This window comes from Streptosporangium sp. NPDC004631 (assembly GCF_053601935.1).
Map to the genome: position 1 here is coordinate 45,646 of NZ_JBSGCR010000030.1, position 23,429 is coordinate 69,074.

General features: G+C 70.3%; 20 protein-coding genes and 1 tRNA gene. 6 read left to right on the plus strand and 15 right to left on the minus strand.

The window, feature by feature from the left end; translation table 11 throughout:
* Positions 1–2: 2 nt before the first annotated feature.
* Positions 3–929, plus strand: coding sequence for a sulfotransferase (locus ACWEF2_RS25320; protein ID WP_453818862.1), 927 nt, complete (start codon positions 3–5; stop codon positions 927–929).
* 108 nt (positions 930–1,037) lie between these two features.
* Here ACWEF2_RS25320 and ACWEF2_RS25325 read toward each other — a convergent pair whose 3' ends face one another.
* The 12 genes from ACWEF2_RS25325 to ACWEF2_RS25380 all read right to left on the minus strand — a co-directional run bounded on the left by ACWEF2_RS25325 (position 1,038) and on the right by ACWEF2_RS25380 (position 12,730).
* Positions 1,038–1,781, minus strand: a complete 744-nt coding sequence (locus tag ACWEF2_RS25325; RefSeq protein ID WP_453818837.1) for a WecB/TagA/CpsF family glycosyltransferase — start codon at positions 1,779–1,781, stop codon at positions 1,038–1,040.
* A gap of 104 nt (positions 1,782–1,885) precedes the next feature.
* Positions 1,886–2,827 (minus strand): glycosyltransferase family 2 protein, encoded by a 942-nt coding sequence (locus tag ACWEF2_RS25330; RefSeq protein WP_453818838.1) that lies wholly within the window; start codon positions 2,825–2,827, stop codon positions 1,886–1,888.
* Positions 2,824–3,783: a sulfotransferase gene (locus tag ACWEF2_RS25335; RefSeq protein ID WP_453818839.1), complete on the minus strand. Its 960-nt coding sequence runs from the start codon at positions 3,781–3,783 to the stop codon at positions 2,824–2,826. The genes ACWEF2_RS25330 and ACWEF2_RS25335 overlap by 4 nt, the downstream gene beginning before the upstream one ends.
* Before the next feature lie 130 nt (positions 3,784–3,913).
* The gene (gene cysN / locus ACWEF2_RS25340) at positions 3,914–5,176 is read right to left on the minus strand and encodes a sulfate adenylyltransferase subunit CysN (protein ID WP_453818840.1); all 1,263 of its coding nucleotides are present in this window, start codon (positions 5,174–5,176) and stop codon (positions 3,914–3,916) included.
* Between the two features lie 118 nt (positions 5,177–5,294).
* Positions 5,295–6,209, minus strand: coding sequence for a sulfate adenylyltransferase subunit CysD (cysD, locus tag ACWEF2_RS25345; RefSeq protein ID WP_355595391.1), 915 nt, complete (start codon positions 6,207–6,209; stop codon positions 5,295–5,297).
* A 19-nt stretch (positions 6,210–6,228) separates the two neighbouring features.
* The gene (locus ACWEF2_RS25350) at positions 6,229–6,996 is read right to left on the minus strand and encodes a 3'(2'),5'-bisphosphate nucleotidase CysQ (RefSeq protein WP_453818841.1); all 768 of its coding nucleotides are present in this window, start codon (positions 6,994–6,996) and stop codon (positions 6,229–6,231) included.
* On the minus strand, positions 6,996–8,441 hold the full coding sequence (locus tag ACWEF2_RS25355) for a sugar transferase (protein ID WP_453818842.1): 1,446 nt from the start codon (positions 8,439–8,441) through the stop codon (positions 6,996–6,998). The genes ACWEF2_RS25350 and ACWEF2_RS25355 overlap by 1 nt, the downstream gene beginning before the upstream one ends.
* Positions 8,442–8,593: 152 nt before the next feature.
* Positions 8,594–9,199, minus strand: a complete 606-nt coding sequence (gene pth, locus ACWEF2_RS25360) for an aminoacyl-tRNA hydrolase (RefSeq protein WP_453818843.1) — start codon at positions 9,197–9,199, stop codon at positions 8,594–8,596.
* A 63-nt stretch (positions 9,200–9,262) separates the two neighbouring features.
* Positions 9,263–9,859 (minus strand): 50S ribosomal protein L25/general stress protein Ctc, encoded by a 597-nt coding sequence (locus ACWEF2_RS25365; RefSeq protein ID WP_453818844.1) that lies wholly within the window; start codon positions 9,857–9,859, stop codon positions 9,263–9,265.
* 127 nt (positions 9,860–9,986) lie between these two features.
* Positions 9,987–10,964 carry a ribose-phosphate diphosphokinase gene (locus ACWEF2_RS25370; RefSeq protein ID WP_453818845.1) on the minus strand — a complete coding sequence of 326 codons (978 nt, stop codon included), beginning with the start codon at positions 10,962–10,964 and terminating at the stop codon, positions 9,987–9,989.
* Between the two features lie 76 nt (positions 10,965–11,040).
* Positions 11,041–12,492: a bifunctional UDP-N-acetylglucosamine diphosphorylase/glucosamine-1-phosphate N-acetyltransferase GlmU gene (gene glmU, locus ACWEF2_RS25375; protein WP_453818846.1), complete on the minus strand. Its 1,452-nt coding sequence runs from the start codon at positions 12,490–12,492 to the stop codon at positions 11,041–11,043.
* A 166-nt stretch (positions 12,493–12,658) separates the two neighbouring features.
* Positions 12,659–12,730: transfer RNA gene (locus ACWEF2_RS25380), tRNA-Gln, on the minus strand.
* A gap of 324 nt (positions 12,731–13,054) precedes the next feature.
* On the opposite strand from ACWEF2_RS25380, the gene ACWEF2_RS25385 reads away from it, so the two are divergent.
* The 4 genes from ACWEF2_RS25385 to ACWEF2_RS25400 all read left to right on the plus strand — a co-directional run bounded on the left by ACWEF2_RS25385 (position 13,055) and on the right by ACWEF2_RS25400 (position 18,224).
* Positions 13,055–13,996: an acyl-CoA desaturase gene (locus tag ACWEF2_RS25385; RefSeq protein ID WP_453818847.1), complete on the plus strand. Its 942-nt coding sequence runs from the start codon at positions 13,055–13,057 to the stop codon at positions 13,994–13,996.
* 160 nt (positions 13,997–14,156) lie between these two features.
* Entirely contained in the window at positions 14,157–15,218 is a 1,062-nt protein-coding gene (locus ACWEF2_RS25390) for a TetR family transcriptional regulator (protein ID WP_453818848.1), read from the plus strand.
* A gap of 62 nt (positions 15,219–15,280) precedes the next feature.
* Positions 15,281–17,344 (plus strand): RNA degradosome polyphosphate kinase, encoded by a 2,064-nt coding sequence (locus tag ACWEF2_RS25395; protein WP_453818849.1) that lies wholly within the window; start codon positions 15,281–15,283, stop codon positions 17,342–17,344.
* Positions 17,337–18,224, plus strand: coding sequence for an NUDIX hydrolase (locus ACWEF2_RS25400; RefSeq protein WP_453818850.1), 888 nt, complete (start codon positions 17,337–17,339; stop codon positions 18,222–18,224). Before ACWEF2_RS25395 ends, ACWEF2_RS25400 begins: the two co-directional genes overlap by 8 nt.
* Here the strand turns inward: ACWEF2_RS25400 and ACWEF2_RS25405 are convergent.
* Positions 18,217–19,680: a CYTH and CHAD domain-containing protein gene (locus ACWEF2_RS25405; RefSeq protein ID WP_453818851.1), complete on the minus strand. Its 1,464-nt coding sequence runs from the start codon at positions 19,678–19,680 to the stop codon at positions 18,217–18,219. The genes ACWEF2_RS25400 and ACWEF2_RS25405 overlap by 8 nt on opposite strands.
* A gap of 290 nt (positions 19,681–19,970) precedes the next feature.
* Here ACWEF2_RS25405 and ACWEF2_RS25410 point away from each other — a divergent pair, with 290 nt between their 5' ends.
* The gene (locus tag ACWEF2_RS25410; RefSeq protein ID WP_453818852.1) at positions 19,971–20,513 is read left to right on the plus strand and encodes a MarR family winged helix-turn-helix transcriptional regulator; all 543 of its coding nucleotides are present in this window, start codon (positions 19,971–19,973) and stop codon (positions 20,511–20,513) included.
* A gap of 96 nt (positions 20,514–20,609) precedes the next feature.
* Here ACWEF2_RS25410 and ACWEF2_RS25415 read toward each other — a convergent pair whose 3' ends face one another.
* Positions 20,610–22,424 (minus strand): ABC-F family ATP-binding cassette domain-containing protein, encoded by a 1,815-nt coding sequence (locus ACWEF2_RS25415; RefSeq protein ID WP_453818853.1) that lies wholly within the window; start codon positions 22,422–22,424, stop codon positions 20,610–20,612.
* Positions 22,425–22,451: 27 nt separating this feature from the next.
* Positions 22,452–23,354, minus strand: coding sequence for a 4-(cytidine 5'-diphospho)-2-C-methyl-D-erythritol kinase (locus ACWEF2_RS25420; protein ID WP_453818854.1), 903 nt, complete (start codon positions 23,352–23,354; stop codon positions 22,452–22,454).
* Between the last annotated feature and the right edge of the window lie 75 nt (positions 23,355–23,429).

The window sequence follows — 23,429 nt, forward strand, 5'->3', positions numbered from 1 at the left end:
CCGTGCTGGTGACCGGGCTGCCCCGGAGCGGGACGAGCTGGACGGGCAGAATGCTCGCGGCGGGCGGCGAACTGGTCTACGTCAACGAGCCGCTCAACCCCCAGCACCCGCCAGGACGGTGCCCCGGCGTGCTCAACGCCCACGTCACCCACCGCTTCCAGTACATCTGCCCGGACAACGACGAGGTCTGGCTGCCCGCCTTCACCGACACCGTCGCCCTGCGCTACCGGTTCCTGGCCGAGCTGCGGCGCAACCGCTCGCCATACGACCTGGCGAGGATGGTCAGGTACGGCACGGCGTTCACACTCGGGCGGCTGACCGGCCGCCGGGCGCTGCTGGACGACCCGTTCGCACTGTTCTCGGCCGGCTGGTTCGCCGAACGGCTGGGCTGCCGGGTGGTGGTCCTGCTGCGTGACCCGGTGTCGTTCGTCGGAAGCTGGCAGCGGCTGGGCTGGACGGTCTACTTCCACGAACTGCTCGAACAGCCGCTGCTGGTCCGAGACCACCCGCATCTGGAGTCACTGCGCCGCCTCGTGGGCTGCCAGGACCGCATCGCCAAGGCCGTCGCCCTGTGGCGGGCGGCCGGGACCGTCGCCACCGATCTGGCGGCCCGGCATCCGGGGATCCGGCTGGTCCGCTATGAGGAACTGGCCGCCGACCCGCTGGAGGGCTTCCGCCGCCTGTACGGCCGGCTGGACCTGACCTGGTCGGCCCGCGCCGAAAAGCGCGTGTCCCGCGCCTGCACAGCCCCCGTCCACGCCGGTGGTGGCGACAACGGCGCCGGCGGTGGCGCTGGTGGCGGTTTTTCCTGGAACGGTCTGTCCCGAACGGCCTACCGGCCGATGGACTCCCGCCGGGCCCTCGCCACGGCGGCCAACCGGCTGAGTCCGGAGGAGATCCGGCGAGTCAGGGAGCTGGCCTCCTGTTAAGGCGTGTCCCGCATGTCTCCGTTCATGGACGACTGGGAACAGTCAACGCACAAGCAGTCCAAGCTTCGCGTCACCCACGGCCGATGACCGCGAAAGAGCAGGTACGGGTTAGGAGAACAGGCGGCGGAACAGGCAGGCGGTGAGCAGCCAGAGTGCGAACGGCAGGTCGTGCAGCAGGTAGCGGCGGGCCAGACGGCCTGGCTCGTTGAGCAGGCGGAAGAGCCATTCCAGCCCGGTCCGCTGCATCCACAGGGGTGCCCGGGGCACCGCGCCCGCCGCGAACGCGATCGCCGCGCCGCAGCCGACGAACCAGGTGGCCGGCAGGTCCTTGCGGAGCTGCGCGATGAGCCGATCCTGTTTGGGGAACCCGAGTCCGACGAAGACCAGCCGGGGCGCGGCGGCCACCACGGCGTCCCGCACCCTGGCGCAGCTCTCCTGGGTGGTCTCGAACCCGTACGGCGGGGCGTCCACCCCGGCGACGACCAGCCCGGGGTGCCGGTCGGTCAACCGGCCGGCCGCCTGCCTGGCCACCCCCGGCGGACCGCCCAGCAGATAGATCGGGTAGCGGTAGAAGGTGGCGGCCTCCGACAGGGACCAGATCAGGTCCGAGCCGGCGACCCTGCCGGGGACGGGCGTGCCGAGCAGTCTCGCCGCCCAGACCAGCGGCATGCCGTCGGCCACCACGAGGTCGGCGCCCTCGATGATCTGCCGCGCCTCGGGGTCGTGGGCCGCGGCCCAGCCGATGTCCACGTTCGGAGTGACCAGGTGGCCGCCCTCGCCGCGTTTCAACGCGGCGACCACGTGGTCGACCACCTCGCCCTCGGTCATCGGGTCGATCGCGAGACCGGCCACGTGCACCCTGCGGCGCAGTCTCCTGCGGGTCGCCCGGTCAGGGCGGTCGGACCGTGGCCGCCGACGCGGAACCCCGAAGCTTTTCCGAACCCCCCTGAGCGTCATCAGATGCCACGTCCACGGTGGTGGAGGGCGTTGAGCACGGCTTGCGCCGACACCAGGCCAGCCGCCACGGCGAGGGCGATGGGCGCGCGAGGCTCGCCGCGGCGTGCGGCGAACGCCCGCCACGCCCAGCGGCTCGCCTCCCGTCGCCGGCCCAGAGCCGCGTGGTGGAAGGCAAGCTGACCGTAGACCCGCGCCGCGCCGCGCGGGTCCACGGCCAGATCTGGGTGCCGGGCGAGCATCCATTCCAGCCCGGCGATCCGGTCGGCCCAGCGGGCCACATACAGCGAGCCGCCCCAGCGGACCCGCACCAGCGGACGGTCGACGTGCACGATCGGGTGACGCGCGGCGGCCCGCAGCGCCAGATCCCAATCCTCGTTCTGACCGTTCGGCGCGCTCTCGTCCACCCAGAACGCGCCGCGCCGGAACAGAAACGTCGAGGAGTGCACCATCGCCATGCGCGAGCGCACCAGATGGGCCCGGGTGACCGTGGAGGTTCCGGCGAGGCGCGAGATGCGACGTGAGCCGTACTCGACCTCGATGGCGCAGCTGGAGAACTCCGCGCCGGGTTCCGCCCGCAAGGCGGCGACCTGTGAACTGATCTTACCGGACAGCCAGCGGTCGTCGTCGTCACAGAAGGCCACCAGATCGGTGCCGAGCGCCGCGATGCCCGTGTTACGAGTGCCCGGCAAACCGGGACTACGCCGGTTGGTCACCACTCGGATACTACGCGACACCGGCGCCGTCTCCCAGGGGCCGGGAACACCTCCGGCCAGAAGGTCTGCGAGCTGGTCGACGACCGGAGCGGCGTCACCGCCGTCCACGACGACGACGAGCTCGACGGGACCCGGGTGGTCCTGGCCGAGGGCGGCGCACGCGGCGGCGCGGAGCTGCTCGGGCCGGCGTCCTCGCGTGGGGATGACCACGCCCACCGATGGACTCACGCGAGCCTCCAGTGGTAGCCGTACTTGGCCATCAGCGGCCAGGTCAGCGCGGTGACCAGGCGCCTATGCCTGATGGGGACCGCGGTGCGCCAGCCGTCGTCGGGCACCAGGCCGATCCGGCCGACCGTGAAGCGCATGGGGTTGCCTGAGGCCGTGTGAGCCTGGGAGAGCTCGGCCTCGCGGGCGGTCAGGAAGTCCAGCCGGGGTCGGAGGCCGATCCTGCCGACCAGGCGCCTGAGTGTGTCGGCCGGCGCTTCGAGCAGGTCCTCGTAGCGGATTCGGGTGACCGGAACACCTCTGCGGGCCAGGAGCTCCAGGCTGAGGTTCTGGGTCAGCCAGTGCAGCGAGGTGCGGGCCGGTGACCAGCGCGTCATCGGGCTGCCGTCCTCGGGCCGCGCGACCCGCCGATGCCAGGAGTGCGCGACCGCGCGGGGGTCGCGGACGACGTGCACCACGTGGACGTCGACCCCGGACGCCGCCAGGCAGAAGGCCAGGGAGGCGTGCTTGCTGGAGTCGATCACGACCGGGCAGTCGGCGACCTCACCGGCCGCGTCGTACAGGCGCCGGTGGGCGGCGGTGTACTCGGCCAGCTCGGCGGCCCTGGGCGACGGCCATTCCCGGCCGCCGGTCCGGTTCTCGGCCAGGAGCTGCGCCAGGGCGGGGATGCGGCGGGTGCGATCCACCCGCCGCCCGAGCGCGAGCACGCGACCGGCCAGCCCCTCGGACCAGCCCCCGAACGCGCGCTCGCCGACCCTGTGCCAGAACGGGCAGGTGCCGAACGGGGCGTGGCACCCGCACGCCTCGTCCGCCAGCACGCCCCGGGCCCAGAGGTGAGCGACCTCACCGAGGGGCGCGATGCCGGGCACCTCGCCGAGGAGTCGCTCCAGCAACGTGGTCCCGCTGCGACCAAGGCCGCCCAGGAAAACGACCCGGGCGGGGGGCGGACGATCAGACACAGGCACGAATCCTTACCCAGTGGATACGGAACGTGCCCAGACTATCGCGGAGAGTTACCGGGCGATCGGAGAACAGACAAAGGATCTACCTGGGCGGGGTCTTATCCGAGAGCGTGCCCCTATCTGGTCCCTATCTGGCCTCGACGATCATCCCGGCGCCGACGGTGTTGCTGGTGGCCTCGTCCACCAGGATGAAGCCGCCGGTGAGGCGGTTTCTCGCGTAGTCGTCCACGAACAGGGGGCGGGTGACGCGGAGCGAGACGCGGCCGATCTCGTTCAGGCCGAGCGAGGGGGCCGACTCGTCGCGGTGCAGGGTGTTGACGTCCAGCCGGTAGTGCAGGTCGCGGACGAGCGCACGGGCCGTCCGGGTGGTCTGCTTGATGGTCAGCTTGGTGCGCGGGCCCAGCTTGACGGCGTCGGTCATCCAGCAGACCATCGCCTCCAGCTCCTGGGCGACGTGCGGCTGGTTGTTCGGACGGCAGATCATGTCGCCCCGGGAGATGTCGATGTCGTCCTCCAGGCGGAGGGTCACCGACATCGGCGGGAACGCCTCGTCCACCGGGCCGTCGAAGGTGTCGATCGACGCGATGCGCGTGGTCAGGCCGGAGGGCAGGTGCGTCACCTCGTCGCCGGGCTTGAGCACGCCGCCGGCGACCTGGCCGGCGTAGCCCCGGTAGTCGTGGAAGGCCGGGTCGGTGGCCCGTTGCGGCCGGATGACGTACTGCACGGGGAAGCGCACGTCGACCAGGTTGCGGTCGGAGGCGATGTGCACGTGTTCCAGGTGGTGCAGCAGCGAGGAGCCGTTGTACCAGGGCGTGCTCTCCGAGCGGGACACCACGTTGTCGCCGTGGAGCGCGGAGATCGGGATGAACGTGAGGTCGGGCGCGTTCAGCTTGGAGGCGAACGCGGTGAACTCCTCGCGGATCTCCTCGAAGCGCTCCTGGGAGTAGTCGACCAGGTCCATCTTGTTGACCGCCAGCACCAGGTGCGGCACCCGCAGCAGCGTGGTCAGGAACGCGTGCCGGCGCGACTGCTCCAGCACGCCCTTGCGCGCGTCGATCAGGATGATCGCCAGATCCGCGGTGGAGGCCCCGGTGACCATGTTCCGGGTGTACTGGATGTGCCCGGGGGTGTCGGCGATGATGAACTTGCGCCTGGGCGTGGCGAAGTAGCGGTAGGCCACGTCGATCGTGATGCCCTGCTCCCGCTCGGCCCGCAGGCCGTCGGTGAGCAGCGACAGGTCGGTGTACTCGGTGCCCCGGTCGCGGGAGGTGCGCTCGACGGCCTCAAGCTGGTCTTCGAAGATCGCCTTGGAGTCGAAGAGCAGCCGCCCGATGAGGGTCGACTTTCCGTCGTCGACGCTTCCCGCCGTGGCAAAGCGAAGGATGTCCATTAGAACTGCTCTCCAGAGGTCGAACGGTTTTCCCGGGAAGGCCACACCGGAGGGATGTCTCGGATCACACGGGGCCGGGAGGCCGCCGGGCTCGGCCGGTGCGGCAGGACGTCACGCACTAGAAGTACCCCTCCCGCTTGCGGTCTTCCATGGCCGCCTCGGACGCGCGGTCGTCGGCGCGGGTGGCCCCGCGCTCGGTGACCCGGGTCGCGGCGATCTCGTCGATGATCTCCTCGACCGTGGCCGCGGCCGACTGGACGGCGCCCGTGCAGGTCACGTCGCCCACCGTGCGGTAGCGGACCAGGAGCTCGACGAGCGGCTCGTCCTCGTCGCGGACGATGAACTCGCTGTCGGCCAGCAGCATGCCGTCGCGCTCGAACACCTTGCGCGTGTGCGCGTAGTAGATCGACGGGATCTCGATGCCCTCCCGCCGGATGTAGTCCCAGATGTCGAGCTCGGTCCAGTTGGAGAGCGGGAACACCCGGATGTGCTCACCCTTGCGGATCCGGGAGTTGTAGAGGTTCCACAGCTCGGGGCGCTGACTCTTGGGGTCCCACTGGCCGAACTCGTCGCGGAAGGAGAACACCCGTTCCTTGGCCCGGGCCTTCTCCTCGTCGCGGCGGGCACCGCCGAAGACGGCGTCGTACTCGTTGTCCTCGATGGCGTCCAGCAGGGTGGTGGTCTGCAGGCGGTTGCGGGAGGCCCTGCGGCCGGTCTCCTCGACCACCCGGCCGGCGTCGATGGAGTCCTGGACCCCGGCCACGACGAGACGCACGCCCAGCTCCCGCGCCCGGCGGTCGCGGAACTCGATGACCTCGGGGAAGTTGTGCCCGGTGTCCACGTGCATCAGCGGGAACGGGATCGGCGCGGGCCAGAACGCCTTCTCCGCGATGCGGAGCATGACGATGGAGTCTTTGCCGCCGGAGAAGAGAAGACAGGGGCGCTCGAACTCGGCCGCCACCTCACGCATGATGTGGACGGCCTCGGCCTCAAGGACATCGAGCTGCGACGTGGTGTAGTCGCGCTGAAGCATCTGACTCTCCTAGCGGGAATTATCGGTGCAGATCCCGGATTCCAGCGAGCAACATCGGCGCCAGTCCCGGTAGGGAAACAAGGATATCGGGCAGCGAGGGGTCACCCTGGTTGTAGGCCAGCGGAGAGCCGTCGATTCGGCTCGCGTGAGCCCCGGAGGCGAGCGCGACGGCCACCGGCGCCGCGGAGTCCCATTCGTACTGGCCGCCGGCGTGCACGTAGGCCTCGACCTCTCCGGTGAGCACCGCGGAGATCTTGGCACCGGCCGATCCGATCGGCACCAGGTCGGCGCCGACGAGCCGGGCCAGGTCCTGGACGAACCCCGGCGGCCGGGTCCTGCTGACCGCTATCCGCGGCCTGACCCCGGGCCGCGGAGCGGGCAGCACGGGGGGATCGAGGGTGGAGAGCGTCCGGCCCCCGGCGGGCAGCGCCACCGCCCCGGCGGTCAGCGCGCCGCGTTCCCAGAGCGCCACGTGGACGGCCCAGTCGTCGCGCCCCTCCTCGGCGAACTCGCGGGTGCCGTCCAGCGGATCGACGATCCAGACCCGCTCGGCGGTGAGACGGCGGGGGTCGAGGCGCTCCTGCTGGGTCGCCTCCTCGGACAGCACACTGTCACCTTTGCGTGAGGTCGACAGGGCCTCCATCAGGAACAGATGGGAGGCGGTGTCACCCTCCGCGCGGAGTGCGGACGGGTCGGCGAACCCCGTCTTCTCGCGCAGGGCCAGCAGCCTCTCGCCCGCCTCCGCCGCGAGGTCCGCGGCGAGAACGTGGTCGTCGCGAATCGTCATCAGTATGCTCCAGCCCCTCGCGCGACAGCCGACCAGGTCTTCCACAGGATCTGCAGGTCCAGTGTGAGGGACCAGTTCTCCACGTAACGCAGGTCCAACCGTACCGATTCCTCCCAGGAAAGGTCCGAGCGACCGCTTACCTGCCAGAGGCCGGTCATCCCCGGCCTGACCAGCAGCCTGCGCCGGACGTCGTCTCCGTAGCGGGCGACCTCCTCCGGCAGCGGCGGCCGGGGGCCCACCAGCGACATGTGGCCGAGCAGCACGTTGAGCAGCTGCGGCAGCTCGTCCAGGGAGTGGCGGCGGAGCCGGGCGCCCAGGGGGGTCACCCGCGGGTCATTCCGGATCTTGAACAGCACGCCGTGGCCGTCGCCGACCAGGTCGATCTTCCGCCGCTCCGCGTCGGTGCTCATCGTCCGGAACTTGTAGATGGTGAACTCGACGCCGTCCCTGCCCACCCGCCGCTGCCGGAAAAGCGCGGGGCCCGGACCGGAGGCCCGGACGGCCAGCAGCAGCCCGGCCAGCAGCGGCGCCAGCGCGACCAGCAGCAGCCCGGCCCCGGCCCGGTCGAAGAGGTTCTTGACCAGCTGGCGCAGGCCGGCGATCTCGGGGTGGTCCACGTGCAGCAGCGGCAGCCCCGCCGCCGGGCGGATGGTGATCCGGGGACCGGCCACCTCCATCAGCGCCGGGGCCACCACCAGGTCGGTCTGGGTCTTCTCCAGCCGCCAGGCCAGCCGGCGCAGCGCCACCCCGTCCATCTCCGGACAGGCCAGCACCGCCACGGTGTCCGCCGACACCTGGCCGACCACCAGCGGCACGTCGACCAGGCCACCCAGGACCGCGACCCCCTCCACGTCGCCCATGCCGTCGTACGGCACGCAGACGCCGACGACCTCCATGCCGTGGTAGCGCTCCCGGCGGAACCGGCGGACCAGTTCGGCGACCGCGGCGCGGTGTCCCACGGCCACGACCCGCCGCATGCAGGCCCCCCGGGCCCGGCTGCGGTGCAGGCGGCGGCGGAGGCCGTAGCGGGCGAGGATGGTGACCAGGGTCGCCAGCGGGATCGCCAGCACCACGTAGCCTCGGGCCACGTCGGTCTTGGTCACGTAGGCGCCGATGGCCAAGGCCGCGGTGAGGGTGAACCCGCACTGGAAGACCCGCTGGAACTCCTCGGCGCCGAGGCCGATCAGGCGTGGCTCGTAGGCGCGGTTCAGCGCGATCGCGCAGACCCAGGCGACGGGGAGCGCCGCGCTCAGGATCACGTACGGCGTCACATAGGGAGTGACCTCGCCGAATCGAACGAACAGGGCCAGCACTCCGGCGAGGCAGGCGGAGAATACGTCGGCGACGACGGCCCGCGCCCTGTAACGGCGGACCCAGCCGGGCGCACGCGGACGGGTCGCCGACACGGTTCTCGGCGTCGCCTGGACGACGGTCACGTCGCGCACGCGCTCCCCCTGCGTAACCACTCGTCAACGGACAGTGATCGAATGCTAGCGGGAAGAACCGAGGCCCGAGGATTGAAGACCGAAACGTATGTCTCTGTGAACATTGAGGCCGCCGGCGCCGCGCCGGCCCCGGCGGCGGAGTCCCCGCCCCGCTAGCGGGGCGGGCCCGACACGTTCAGGTCGCCGGTGTGGAAGGCGTTCTGAGTGGGCTCCAGGCCCACCCTGATCAGTGACTCCACCACGTCGGCGGCCCGGTCGACCAGGAACGGCAGATCCTTGCGCTCGGCGGTGACGAAGTCCCTGAGGACGAAGGACGCGGCGTCCATCCGGCCGGGCGGCCGGCCGATACCGAACCGAACCCGCAGGTAGTCGCGGGTGGCCAGGGACTTGGTGATGGACTTCAGCCCGTTGTGCCCGTTGTCGCCGCCGCCCAGCTTGGCCCTGAGCGCGCCGTACGGGATGTCCAGTTCGTCGTGAACGACGATCACCCGGCCGGGGTCGACCTTGTAGAAGTCGGCCAGCGCCTTCACCGGCCCGCCGGAGAGGTTCATGAAGGAGAGCGGCTTGGCCAGCACGGCGGGGGCGCCCGCGAGCCGGCCCTCCAGCACCTCGGCCCGCGACCGGTGCGCCCTGAACCGCCCCTGGGCCCGTACGGCGAGCTCGTCGAGGACCATGAAACCCGCGTTGTGCCGGTTCCCGGCGTACTCCGGCCCCGGATTCCCCAGGCCCACGACCAACCAGCGGTCCACGGTCGGCATCCCTTCGTATGCGCGTCAGGGCAGCCCGGATGTGGACTGCCCTGACAGGTGTAGCAGAGAGGACTACTCGGCGCCCTCGGAGGTGCCCTCGGCGCCCTCCGCGGCGCCCTCTCCGGCCTCGGGCTCGCCGGTCGGGGAGGCGGTGACGTGAAGGACCAGCGTCTCCGGGTCGGCGATCAGGGTGGTGCCCTTGGGCAGCTTCAGGTCGCCCGCGGTGACCTGGGCACCGACCGCCAGGCCCTCGACGTCGACCTCGACGCCCGTCGGGATGTGGGTGGCCTCGGACTCGACCGAGATGGAGACCAGCTGCTGGTCGAGGAGGCCGTCGGCCACCTCGCCCACCACGGTGACGGGGATGTCGACGGTGACCTTCTCGCCGCGCTTGACGAGGAGGAGGTCGACGTGCTCCAGGAAGCCTCTGATCGGGTCACGCTGGACGCCCTTGGGCAGCGCCAGCTCGGCGACCGCGCCCTGGAGACGGATCAGCACGTTCGGCGTGCGCAGGGCGAGCAGGAGCTCGTGACCCGGGAGCGCCAGGTGCTGGGGGTCCGTGCCGTGACCGTAGAGGACGACGGGCACCTTGTGCTCGCGGCGGATCTTGCGAGCGGCGCCCTTGCCGAACTCGGTGCGGGGCTCGGCGTTGATGACTACTTCGGACACGGCGGATCTCCTAGGGGTCTTCGATGAACGGAAAGGTGCGCTCCCCCTCACCCGCCCTAGCGGAAGGCGTTACGAGCGCACACGATCCCCTCAGCCTATCGGTATCCCGCCGGGCTTCGACCGTGGGTCAGCTGTCCCCCTCGAACAGGCTTGTCACCGAACCGTCGTTGAACACCTCGGTGATCGCGCGGGCGATCAGCGGGGCGATCGACAGCACGGTGAGCTTGTCGAACATCTTGTCCTCGGCGAGCGGCAGCGTGTTGGTGACGATCACTTCGGAGATCCTGGAGTTCTTCAGCCGGTCCACCGCGGGGTCGGAGAACACCGCGTGGGTGGCGGCCACCAGCACGTTGGTGGCGCCCTGCTCGTACAGCGCGTCGGCCGCCTTGCAGATCGTGCCGGCGGTGTCGATCATGTCGTCGATCAGCACGCAGGTCCGGCCCCGCACCTTGCCGACGACCTCGTTCACCTTCACCTGGTTGGCCACGTCGAGGTCGCGGCGCTTGTGGATGAAGGCCAGCGGGGTGCCCAGCGTGTCGGCCCAGCGCTCGGAGAGCCGCACCCGGCCGGTGTCGGGCGAGACGACCGTGGTCGTCTCCAGGTCGAGCTTGTCCTTGAGGTAGTTGACCAGCACGGGCATCGCGAACAGGTGGTCCACCGGGCCGTCGAAGAACCCCTGGATCTGGGAGGTGTGCAGGTCGATCGACATCAGCCGGTCGGCCCCCGCGGTCTTGAACAGGTCCGCCATCAGACGGGCGGTGATGGGCTCGCGCCCCCGCCCCTTCTTGTCCTGACGGGCGTAGCCGAAGAACGGCATGATCACGGTGATCCGTTCGGCCGAGGCGCGCTTGAGCGCGTCCACCATGATCAGCTGCTCCATGACCCACTTGTTGATCGGCTCCGTGTGGCTCTGCATCACGAAGGCGTCGCACCCCCGGACCGACTCCAGGTAGCGGGCGTAGATCTCGCCGTTGGCGAAGTCGCGCAACGTGGTGGGGGTCGTGTCGACCCCGAGGTGACTGGCCACCTCCATGGCCAGTTCCGGGTACGCGCGCCCGGAGAAGAACATCAGGTTCTTCTCACCGGTCTGCTTGATGCCGCTCATGCCGTCCTCCCTCTGTGACGGCTCGCCGTTGCCTCAGCGACGCCGCCGTACCCGCCGGCCCGCTCGCTTCGCTCGCTCACGTCCTGCTCCCCTGCTGATTTCCGGTCTCGGCGGCTCGCAGCGCCGCCTCGGCCGATCTGCTGCCCGCGCGTTTGCGCGCGACCCATCCTTCAATGTTGCGCTGCCGTCCGCGGGCCACCCCGATCGCCCCGGGTGGGACGTCGCTGTCGATGACCGAGCCCGCGGCGGTGTAGGCGCCGTCGCCGATGTTCACCGGCGCGACGAGCATGGTGTCGCACCCGACGAAGGCGTGTTCGCCCACCGTCGTCAGGTTCTTGTCGACCCCGTCGTAGTTGACGAAGACCGACGAGGCGCCGATGTTGGCCCCCGCGCCGATGACGGCGTCTCCCACATAGCTGAGGTGGGGCACCTTCGCACCCTCCCCGACCTGGGCGTTCTTCATCTCGACGTAGGTTCCGGCCTTGGCCTTCCTGGCGAGCACGGTGCCTGGCCGCAGGTAGGCGTAGGGCCCGACCACGGCCTCGGGCCCGATCCGGGCCTCAACGCAGACGGCGTTGCGCACCACCGCCCCCGCGCCGACGAGCGTGTCGGTCAGTGTGGAGACCGGACCGACCTCCGCCCCCTCCGCGACCACCGTACGGCCGTGCAGCTGGGTGCCGGGATGGAGCACGACGTCCGGCTCCAGGGTCACGTCCACGTCCACCCAGGTGCTGCCCGGGTCGATCACCGTGACGCCCGCGCGCATGTGCGCCTCCAGCAGCCGGGAGTTGAGCACCCGGCGGGCGAAGGCGAGCTGGACCCGGTCGTTGACGCCCTCCACCTCGACGTGGTCGGCCGCGATGTGCGCGCCGACCCGGTGGCCGTCCTGCCTCAGGATGGACAGGACCTCGGTGAGATATTCCTCACCCTGGGCGTTGGAGGTGGACACCCGCTTCACCGCGTCGGCCAGCAGGAGGCCGTCGAAGGCGTAGACGCCGGAGTTCATCTCCCTGATCGCCCGTTGCGCGGGGTCGGCGTCCTTCTCCTCGACGATTTCCAGGACCGTTCCGACGGCGTCGCGGACGATCCGGCCGTAGCCGTGAGGGTCGGGGACCTCGGCGGTGAGGACGGTGACGGCGTTGCCGTCCTGATTGTGCCGTTCCAGGAGCGCGGCGAGGGTCTCGGTGCGCAGCAACGGGGTGTCGCCGTAGGTCACCAGCACCGTGCCGCCGATGGCGCCGACCGCCTCCAGCACGATCCTGACCGCGTGGCCGGTCCCCCGCTGCTCGGCCTGCACGACGGCCTGGGCGTCGGGACTGGTCCGTGCCAGATGCGCCTGGACCCGATCTCGCTCATGACCGATGACAACAATGAGCCGCCCGGGTTCGAGACCTCGGGCGGCTGTGAGCATGTGGTCGACCAGGGCTCGGCCGCACAGCTCGTGCAGAATCTTGGGTGTTCTCGACTTCATCCGGGTGCCCTCACCTGCTGCGAGGACGATGACGGCGGCCGGGCGCGGCACACTCACGGACGAGGCTCCCTCGGCGTCGCGGCTGAGACATGACAGAGCGGGACAACCGACGGCCACCATCAGGGCACCGTCCCGTCATCCGCTCGACAACGTGAGGATACCTTCCCGCCCGGGAACCCACCCAGCCGACCGGCCGAGCTGCTAAAACGGACAGAGACGATCGCTCCGGCACCAGGACTCGAACCTGGACAACAAGGACCAAAACCTTGCGGGCTGCCAATTACCCAATGCCGGATCAGCCTGGCGATTCGGACGCAATCCGAACACCCGGCCCCCCTACGATACCGAGCCCTTGATATCGAACGCGCCTCGTTTCCGGGACCTCGTCGGCCAGGGACCGGCCCGGCGGTGAAACGCCCCCTCCGGCCCGCCGTACCGAAACGGCTCTCTAACAGGTGAAGCCGGTTGCCGCAAGTCATGAAACCCCTATGGGACTCCCCGGCCAGAGTCACCTTCCCCACATTAGAGGCTTAGGGATTCCTAACTTACGATGGCGTAGGTTACGGTGGCGTAGCCAGACAAAACCCGATGTTCTCGTCCAGCTCTTGCGAGGTAGCGCATGACCGTCATCGCAGAACGTCCAGCTCCGGGCCCCAAACCTGAGGTCGACCCCGAGCCGAAGACCACCGCCGAACTCATCGTCTTCGGCGTGGTCGTGGCGGCACCACTGCTCGCCCTGCTCGCGGCCGTCCCGTTCGCCTGGGGCTGGGGGCTCGGCTGGACCGACATCGTGATCGCCGGTGTCTTCTACGTGATCTCGGGGCTGGGCGTGACCGTCGGCCTGCACCGCTACTTCACCCACGGGGCGTTCAAGGCCAAGCGCCCGCTGAAGATCGCACTGGGCATCGCGGGCAGTCTCTCGCTGGAGATGTCCGTGCTGGACTGGGTGGCCACCCACCGCAAGCACCACAAGTTCTCCGACAAGGAGGGCGACCCCCACTCCCCGTGGCGGTTCGGCAGCGGTTTCCTGCCGCTGACCAAAGGACTGCTCTGGGCGCACATGGGCTGGCTGTTCGAGACCGACCGGACCAACCGCGAGAAGTACGCCCCGGACCTCGTCAAGGACCCGGACGTCGTCAAGCTGCACAAGTTCTTCCCGGTGCTGGCGATCACCTCGATGGTGCTCCCCGCGCTGCTGGGCGGCCTGCTGACCTGGTCGTGGTGGGGCGTGGCCACCGCCTTCTTCTGGGGCACCCTGGTCCGGATCGGGCTGCTTCACCACGTGACCTGGTCGATCAACTCCATCTGCCACGTCTTCGGCGAAGAGGTCTTCGAGTCGCGTGACAAGTCGCGAAACGTGTGGTGGCTGGCCATCCCGTCGTTCGGTGAGTCCTGGCACAACCTGCACCACTCCGACCCGACCTGCGCGCGGCACGGCGCGCTCAAGGGCCAGATCGACCTCAGCGCGGGCGTGATCCGCTGGTTCGAGAAGGCCGGCTGGGTGCACAGCGTCCGCTGGCCGACGCCCGAACGGCTGGCGGCGAAGCGCATTGCCACCTGACATCTCCCCGGATCCTCCCAGGGCCGCCACGGCGGCCCGCGTGACAATGGCGCCGGCGCCGACCGGCCAGACCGTCGATGTGCGGGCGGTCCGGAGCAAAGTTCCCGACGCGCGAGCGGGAAACGCCATTATTAGAGGCGTGAGCGAACCCCGGCGACGTATGTCAGGTAAGGAACGCCGAGAGCAGCTGATTCAGATCAGCCGGACCCTGTTCGCGGAGAAGGGGTTCGACGGCACATCGGTCGAGGAGATCGCGGCGACCGCCAACGTCTCCAAACCGGTGGTCTATGAGCACTTCGGCGGCAAGGAGGGCGTCTACGCGGTCGTCGTCGACCGCGAGATGCAGAAACTGCTCGGCATGGTGACGGAGGCGCTGTCCGCCTCACACGCGCTGATCAAACTGGAACGGGCGGCTCTGGCGCTGCTGGCCTATGTGGAGGAGAACAGCGAGGGTTTCCGCATCCTGGTCCGCGACTCGCACGCGGCCTCGGGGACAGGCACGTTCGCCAGCCTGATCAACGACATAGCCAGCCAGGTCGAGGACGTGATGGTCGACCAGTTCGCCGAGCGGGGCTACGACTCGAAACTGGCGCCCATGTACGCGCAGATGCTGGTCGGCATGGTTGCCCTGACCGGCCAGTGGTGGCTGGACGTGCGCAGGCCCCCGCGCGAGGAGGTGGCCGCGCACCTGGTCAACCTGGCGTGGAACGGCCTGACCGGGCTGGCCCCGCGCCCCCGGCTGACCTCCTCCTCGCACGGCCTGGAGCAGCGGCGGGCGCCGCTGCCACCCCGCCAGACGCGGGAGCTGGACAAGGCCCGCGAACGCGAGCTCAGGGAGCAGGAGAAACTCCGCGAGCGCGAACAGCGCGAGGCCGGGAAACAGGCCAGGGAACAGGAGAAGATCCGTCAGCGGGAGCAGCGGGAGCTGGACAAGGCCCGTGAGCGCGAGCAACGCGAGGCCGAGAAGGCCCGCGAACGCGAACAGCGGGAGCTGGACAAGGCGCGCGAACGCGAACAGCGCGAGGCCGGGAAACAGGCCAGGGAACAGGAGAAGGCCCGCGAACGGGAGCTCAAGGAGCTGGAGAAGGCCCGCGAACGCGAGCTCAGGGAGCAGGAGAGGCTCAGGAGCCGGGAGGCCGGAAGCTCCGGCCGGGAGGCCGCCCAGACCGGGCCGGCCGAGCACGCGGGTAAGGAGCCGGGAAAGATTTCCCCAAGTGGGTAAGCAACGTCGGGCGTTGAGCCTAAATTAACGTTGCGTTCCACAAAGACGGGCATTCTGGTCATATGTCCGTGGAATCCGTACACCCCACCTCAGAAGGACTGTCCCTTCCGCACGAGCGCTTCCTCAACCGCGAGGAGAGCTGGCTGCAGTTCAACCAGCGGGTTCTGGAGCTCGCGGAGGACCCGGCCCTGCCGTTGCTGGAACGGGTCAGGTTTCTGGCGATCTTCGCCAGCAACCTGGATGAGTTCTTCCGGGTACGGGTGGCCGGCCTCAAGCGACGGATGGCCACCGGCCTGCTGCTTCGCACCAAGAGCGGCCTGAAACCCCGGGAGGAGCTGGCCAGGATCGCGGCGATCGCCGACGACCTCGCGCAGCGGCACTCTGCCTGTTTCCACGAGCGGCTACGCCCGCAGCTGGCCGCCGAGGGCATCGAGATCGCCCGCTGGGACGACCTCGGCCGAGACGAGCGAACCGAGATGCGCAGGCTCTTCCGGGAGCGGATTCGGCCCGTGCTGACCCCGCTGGCGGTCGATCCCGCCCATCCGTTTCCCTATATTTCCGGTTTATCGCTCAACCTTGCCGTTACCGTCCGAAACCCCACAACCGGTAACACCGTCTTCGCCCGGGTGAAGGTGCCGAGCCGGCTCCCCCGCTTCGTCACCGCCTCCAGGGAGCGCTTCGTCCCCCTTGAAGATGTGATCGCCGCCCACCTGGGCCAGCTCTTCAAGGGCATGGAGATCATGGAGCACCACGTCTTCCGGGTCACCCGCAACGAGGACCTGGACGTGGACGAGGACGTCACCGAGAACCTCATGCAGGCGCTGGAGCGGGAACTGCTCAAACGCCGCTTCGGGCCGCCGGTCCGGCTGGAGGTCGAGGACACCATCACCCCCGAGGTGCTCGACCTGCTGGTGGACGAGCTGGGCGTGGCCGAACACGAGATCTACCGGCTGCCCGGCCCGCTGGACCTGACCGGGTTGCACGCCATCGCCGACCTGGACCGGGGTGAGCTCGGCTTCCGCCCCTTCGTACCGGCCGAGGTCATCCACGTCGAGGACGACATCTTCGCGGTGCTCAGGGAGCGGGACGTGCTGCTGCACCACCCGTACGACTCGTTCTCCACGAGCGTGCAGCGCTTCATCGAGCAGGCCGCGGCCGACCCGAACGTGCTGGCCATCAAGCAGACGCTCTACCGGACCAGCGGCGACTCGCCCATCGTGGACGCGCTGATCGACGCGGCCGAGGCGGGCAAGCAGGTGGTCGTGGTGGTGGAGATCAAGGCGCGGTTCGACGAGCACGCCAACATCACCTGGGCCCGCAAACTGGAACGTGCCGGATGTCACGTGGTCTACGGGGTGGTGGGGCTGAAGACCCACTGCAAGCTCGCCCTCGTCGTACGGCAGGAGCCCTCGGGCGAGCTGCGGAGCTACTGCCACATAGGCACCGGCAACTACAACCCCAAGACCGCCCGGCAGTACGAGGACCTGGGCCTGCTGACCGCGGACCGGCTGGTCGGCGAGGACGTCACCGACCTGTTCATCCACCTGACCGGCTACTCCAACCACTCGGCCTACCGGCGGCTGCTGGTCGCCCCGCACTCGTTGCGCGGCGGGCTGCTGGCCAGGATCGAGCGGGAGATCTCCCACCGGGAGGCGGGCCGACCGGCCGGCATCAGGATGAAGACGAACTCCCTGGTGGACGAGCCCGTCATCGACGCCCTCTACCGCGCCTCGCAGGCGGGCGTCCCGATCGACCTGTGGGTGCGCGGGGTGTGCACGCTGCGGCCGGGAATCCCCGGGCTGTCGGAGAACATCCGGGTCAGGAGCGTGCTGGGCAGGTTCCTGGAACACTCGCGCGTCTACGAGTTCGGCCACGGCCGCAGGCCGGAGGTCTGGATCGGCAGCGCGGACCTGATGCGCCGCAACCTGGACCGCCGGGTGGAGTCGCTGGTCAAGGTCACCAGCCAGCAGCAGCGGGTCTACCTCAGCGACCTTCTCGACCGGGCCGTGTCGGAGGAGACCTCCACCTGGTGGCTCAACGCCGACGGAAGCTGGACCCGGCATCCCGGCGAGGACCTGCAGAGCCATCTGATCGGCACCCGGCGGTGGAGGACGATCGATGACTGAGCCGGACGTCCACCCGGCCGGCGTGATCCGCGCCGCCGGGGCGGTGGTCTGGCGGGGAGCGGAGTCGGCGCCGGAGGTCGCGCTCGTCCACCGGCCCAGGTACGACGACTGGAGCTTCCCCAAGGGGAGGCTGAAGCCCGGAGAGCACGTCATCGCCGGGGCGCTGCGCGAGGTGGCCGAGGAGACCGGGATCACCGCGACGCTCGGCCGTTCGCTGCCGCCGATCCACTACCTGAAGGGCAGGCGGCTCAAGCGCGTCGACTACTGGACGGCCCGGGTGGTCACCGGCGGCTCCCCCGCCCCGATGAGCGAGGTGGACGAGGTGGACGAGGTGGCCTGGCTGCCGCTGGAGGAGGCCGGGCGGCGGCTGACCTACGAGGGGGACGCGGGGCTGCTGCGCGCGCTCACCGCGGCGCCGCTGGCGACCACCCCGCTGGTGCTGGTCAGGCACGGGGTGGCCGGATCCCGCCAGGGGTGGGAGGGCGACGACGACGAACGCCCCCTGGACGAGATCGGCAGGACGCAGGCCGAGGTGCTCGCGGACGTGCTGGCGGGTTACCGTCCCGTGGAGCTGGTCAGCTCCCCGAGCAGACGGTGTGTGCAGACCCTCGAACCCTACGCCGAGGGTGCCGGGCTGGAGATCCGCCGGGAGCGGACGCTGTCGGAGACCCACTACGACCTCCGGGCCGCCCTGCGGCTGATCTCCGAGGCACTGGGCTCGGGCCGGTCCACGGTGCTGTGCAGCCACGGCAAGGTACTCCCCGAACTGGTCGGCGGCATCGGCGGCGGGCCGGGCGACCTGCAGCTGCACAAGGGCGCGTTCACCGTGGTGCACCACGCCGACGGCGATATCGTGAGCATGGACCGCTACATCACGTAGGGCCGGTCCCGGCCCAGATCCCGGGGAACTCCTCCCAGGCCCGCTCGGCGGCGGCCCGCTCCAGGCCGCTCAGCACGCCGTAGGTGAAGGTGTCCTCCCCGGCCTGCCGGGCGGTCTCGGCCTCTGCCACCAGCCGTTCCTGGGCGACGACACCGTCCCGGTGGGCGCCCAGCACCTCCTGTACGGCCTCCGCCCGCCTGGCCTGCCGGTCCATGCCGAGCGCCTCGGCGGTGTAGCGGGCCCGCTTGGCCGCCTTGCGCACGTCGTGCATGGCGGTCTCGCGCCCGGCGGCGTCGCCGACGGCCCGGGCGGTGGCGTAGGCCCTGGTGACCCGGCGCCGGCTCTTGGCCGCGACGGCGCCGAGGGTGCCGGCGGGACGGCGGGCCGCCTTGGTGAGCACCGGCGTTCCGGCCAGGTCGTCCAGGGCGTCGAGCAGGGCGAAGTAGCGCTCCCCGCCGAGCGCGTCCCTGATCCGGTCGAGGGCCTCGTGTTCGGCGTCCAGCAGGTCGGAGCCGAGGCGGGCTCTGACCGGGCCCACGATCAGCCCCGGGTCGAGGGTGTCGAGTCTGCGGGCGAACCGCTCCCTGATGACCTCCAGGTCGCGGGCCTCGCCGAGGACCTCACCCAGCCATCTGAGCTCCCGCTGGAGGTCCTCGGTGCCCTCGACGATCGTCTTGAACGACTTCAGCGCGCTGCGGAGCCGTCTGGCGGCGACCCGCATCTGATGCACCGCGTCCTCCTCCGCCCGCCGTACCCGGGGGTCCTGGGCGAGCAGCGCGCCCGTCTGCGCGGCGAGGTAGCCGACGACGACCTCACCGGCGGAGCCCGGCCTGGTCCCGGCGGGCGGCGTCGCGGGGGCGGAACCGGCGGCGCCCAGCAGGCGGGACAGTTTGCTGGCCGAGCCGGCGGGGGCGGCACCCGCCTTGATCAGCCGCTTGCCGACCTTGCGGAGCAGCCTCTCATCCCCGTCGATCAGCTCGGCCTCGACCTCGCGCCAGCCCTCGACATGCGGCCGGTCGCCGAGGACGGTGCCCCTGACCCGGTCGTCGGCGACCTCCACCAGCCGGACGCCCGCGCCGTTGACCAGCTGGGTCACCGAGCGGCGGGTGTCGAGTTCGGCGATCGGGGCGAGGGGGGCGCCCCGGGTGTAGGCGAGTACGAGGTCCGCCAGTTCGGATGGAACGATCTTGGCGCTCCGGGTCAGCGGGTGGGTGATCTCCTGCCGGACCCCCTTGGCCTTGGGGAGCTTGAGGTGCCAGCCGGGATCGGTCCCACCCCTGCGCCGCCGCAGGGTGATGCCCCGGGCTGCGAGCCGAAGATCGGGGGTGTCGAAATAGAGCGCGACAAGCCGGTACGTCCTGGGCCCGACGGTCTCCGCACAGCCGGGCAGGACCGCGAGATCGGGGACCTCGTAGTCCACCGGCACGTCGAATTTATCCTCGATCTCTAGCGTCACAGGCACCATCTCCTGATTTATTCAGATACGTACCGCTTGCTGGCAGTATTTACCGGTATCTGGTTGTTCGTCCATAAATTCTGGACAGCGACCCCGCGGCGACTCCGTGTCAACGGCGTGGCGCGGTACTCTGCGAATACCCTGACGGCAAGGTCGGAGAAGGGATGGCGGACGCCCGTTACCTCGGTCGTTCGCGCCCCGTCGTGGATTATCGGTCCCGCACGTCTCCGGCGTCGAGACGACCGATGTCCACCGATTTATCTCGACGTCAAGAGAGATAGACTCACACCATGACCCTGCACCACGCGGACCACGACGCCGAGACCCCGTCGGACGAGGTGGATCGGCTGGTCGCCGCCTGGCGCCAGGAGCGGCCGGACCTCGATGTGGAGCCGCTCCAGGTGTTGAGCCGGGTCTCTCGGCTTGCCCGTCATCTGGACCGTGCCCGCCGGGCCTCCTTCGGCGAACACGACCTGGAGACCTGGGAGTTCGACGTGCTCACCGCGCTGCGCCGGGCCGGCGAGCCGTACGAGCTGAGCCCTGGAGCCCTCCTCCGCGCGACCCTGGTGACATCCGGGACCATGACCAACCGGATAGACCGGCTCACCGCGGCCGGGCTCGTCCGGCGCCGCCCCGATCCGGAGGACCGGCGCGGGGTTCTGGTCTCGCTCACCGAGGCCGGGCGGGTCCGGGTGGACGGCGCCTTCGCCGACCTGCTCCGCCGGGAGCGCGCGCTCCTGGCCGGCCTCGGAAAACATGAACAGCAGGCCCTCGCGGGCCTGCTGCGCACGCTACTCGTCCCTTTTGACGCGACCGATACCGGAGCGCACTGACCACTGTGCCCCGGTGGAGGGGGATAAACCCGACAGGCGCGGCCGAATCCGAACGGCGAGTGCCACGGAACCGGGGGCGACGGGTCCGGATGGCGATCACTCGCCGAGGCTCTCGGCCACCTCCAGCCACTCGGCCTCGACGGCCTCCTTCTCCGCGACGACGTCCTTGAGCTCCGCGTCGAGCGAGGCCAGGAGGCCGTAGTCGGCGGCGGCGTCGGCCATCGAGGCGTGCAGCCGGGCCTCGCTGGAGCTCAGCCTGTCAAGCCGGCGTTCCAGCTTGGCCAGCTCCTTGCGGAGCTCGCGCTCCTCCTTGACGGACAGGCCGGAGTCGGCCGCCGGCGCGGACGCGGCGGCCTGGGTCGCGGACGCCACACCGGACGTCGTACCGGAGGCCGCCCTGGCGGAGAGCGCGCCGCCCGAGGCGCGCCGCGCGAGATACTCGTCCACGCCACCCGGGAGCATCGACAACCTGCCGTCGCCGAGCAGGGCGACGGTCCGGTCGCACACCCGCTCCAGGAAGTAGCGGTCGTGACTGACCAGGATCAGCGTGCCCGGCCAGCCGTCGAGCAGGTCCTCCAGCTCGTTCAGCGTCTCGATGTCGAGATCGTTGGTGGGCTCGTCGAGCAACAGCACGTTGGGGTCGTCCATCAGCAGGCGGAGCAGCTGGAGACGGCGCCGCTCACCGCCGGACAGGTCGCCGACGACCTTCCACTGGGCATCGCCCTTGAAGCCGAGGCGCTCCAGCAGCTGGGAGGCGGTCCACTCCTTCTTGCCGACCTGGATGAACTTACGGATCTCCTCGACGGTCTCCAGCACCCGGCGCGTGGGATCGAGCTCGGCCAGCTCCTGCGACAGGTGCGCCAGGCGGACCGTCTTGCCGCGCACCAACCGGCCGGAGTCGGGCTGGACCGTACCCGAGAGCAGGCGGAGCACCGAGGACTTGCCCGAACCGTTCACACCGATCAGGCCGACCCGGTCACCGGGGCCGAACTGCCAGGTGGAGTGGTCCAGGACCAGCGGGCCCCTCCCCGGGCCGCCGGCGTGCAGGGTGACGTCCTCCAGGTCGTAGACCGTACGGCCCAGCCTGGCCGCGGCGAACGTGACCAGCTCGACGCTCTCCCTGGCCGGAGGCTCGTCCGCGATCAGCGCCTGGGCCGCGTCGATGCGGAACTTGGGCTTGGAGGTACGCGCGGGCGGGCCGCGGCGGAGCCAGGCGATCTCCTTGCGCATCAGGTTCTGGCGGCGGGCCTCGGTCGCGGCGGCCACCCGGGAGCGCTCGGCCTTCGCCAGCACGTAGGCGGCGTATCCCCCCTCGTAACGCTCGACCGACCCGTCGACGACCTCCCAGGTCCTGGTGGAGACCGCGTCCAGGAACCACCGGTCGTGGGTGACCACGAGCAGCGCGGTCCTGCGCCCCGACAGGTGCCTGGCCAGCCAGTCGATGGCCTCGATGTCCAGGTGGTTGGTGGGCTCGTCCAGGATGATCAAGTCGTGATCGTCGATGAGCAGCCTGGCCAGTGCCGTACGGCGGCGCTCACCACCCGACAGGCTCCCGGCCCGCGCGGTCAGGTCGATGTCGCCGAGCAGGCTGGCCAGGATCTCGCGGATGCCCGCGTCCCCCGCCCACTCGTGCTCGGCCCTGCCACCGAGGACGATCTCCTGGACCGAGCGGGCCGGATCGAGGTCGTCCCCCTGGGAGAGCGCCCCCACGCGGAGCCCCCGGCTGTGGGTGACCCGCCCGGCGTTGGGCTTGAGCCCCCCGGCGATCAGCGAGATGAGCGTGGTCTTGCCGCCGCCGTTGCGGCCGACCACCCCGATGCGGTCGCCCGCCTCGATGCCGAGGGAGACGTCGTCGAGCAGGGGCTTGGGACCGTAGGAGTGGGAGACCGACTCAAGATTGACCAGATTCATCGCGACACAAGCGTATCCGCTCCCGGCCTACACAACCGTCGGACCGGGGACGGGGCCGCAGGCCGTGATGACGTCGCGGGCCACCCCCGCGGCCCCCAGCGACAGGGCCAGCTCCTCCGCGTGGGCCTCGGACTCGGCCAGGAAGGCGCAGGTGGGACCCGAGCCGGAGACGAGGGCGCCCAGGGCGCCGCGCTCACGGCCGGCCTCCAGGGTTCGGGCCAGGGAGGGGCGGAGCGCCAGGGCGGCGGGCTGCAGGTCGTTGACCAGTTCGGCGCCGAGGGCCTTGGCGTCCCCCTCACGCAGCGCGGCCAGCAGCGGATCGGAGGCCCGGGGCCAGGCGATCCGCTCACCGGTCGCCTCACGCGCCCGATCACACTCGGCGTAGACCCTCGCGGTCGACAGACCGCCGTCGGCCAGGGCGAACACCCAGTGGAGCATGCCGCCGACCTCCAGAGAGGTCAGCCGCTCACCTCGCCCCGTGCCGACGGCCGTCCCGCCGAGCAGGGCGAACGGGACGTCGCTGCCGAGGTCGGCGGCGATCTCCAGCAGGTCGTCCGGTGGCAGACCGAGACCCCACAGCTCGTTGCAGGCGACCAGGGCGGCGGCGGCGTCGGCGCTGCCGCCCGCCATGCCGCCCGCCACCGGGATCGACTTGTGGATGACCAGGCTGACCCCGTAGGACCGCCCGGCGTGCCCGGCCAATGCCAGCGCGGCCCGGACGGCGAGGTTGTCGTCGTCCTCGGGGACCTGGTCGGCGGAGTCGCCCTCCACCCGGACGCTCATCCCGGTCCTCGCGGTGGCCGTCACCTCATCGAAGATCGACACGGCGTGGAAGACGTTCACCAGGTCGTGGAAGCCGTCATCGCGCAGCGGTCCGACCGCCAGCTGAAGGTTGACCTTGGCGGGCACGCGGACGGTCACGGAGTTCATGCGTCCCTCAGTCGCGCTTGCTCACTTGTCACGGTCTCCGATGGTAACGGGCCCCTGGTCCGCCCCCGCGGACTC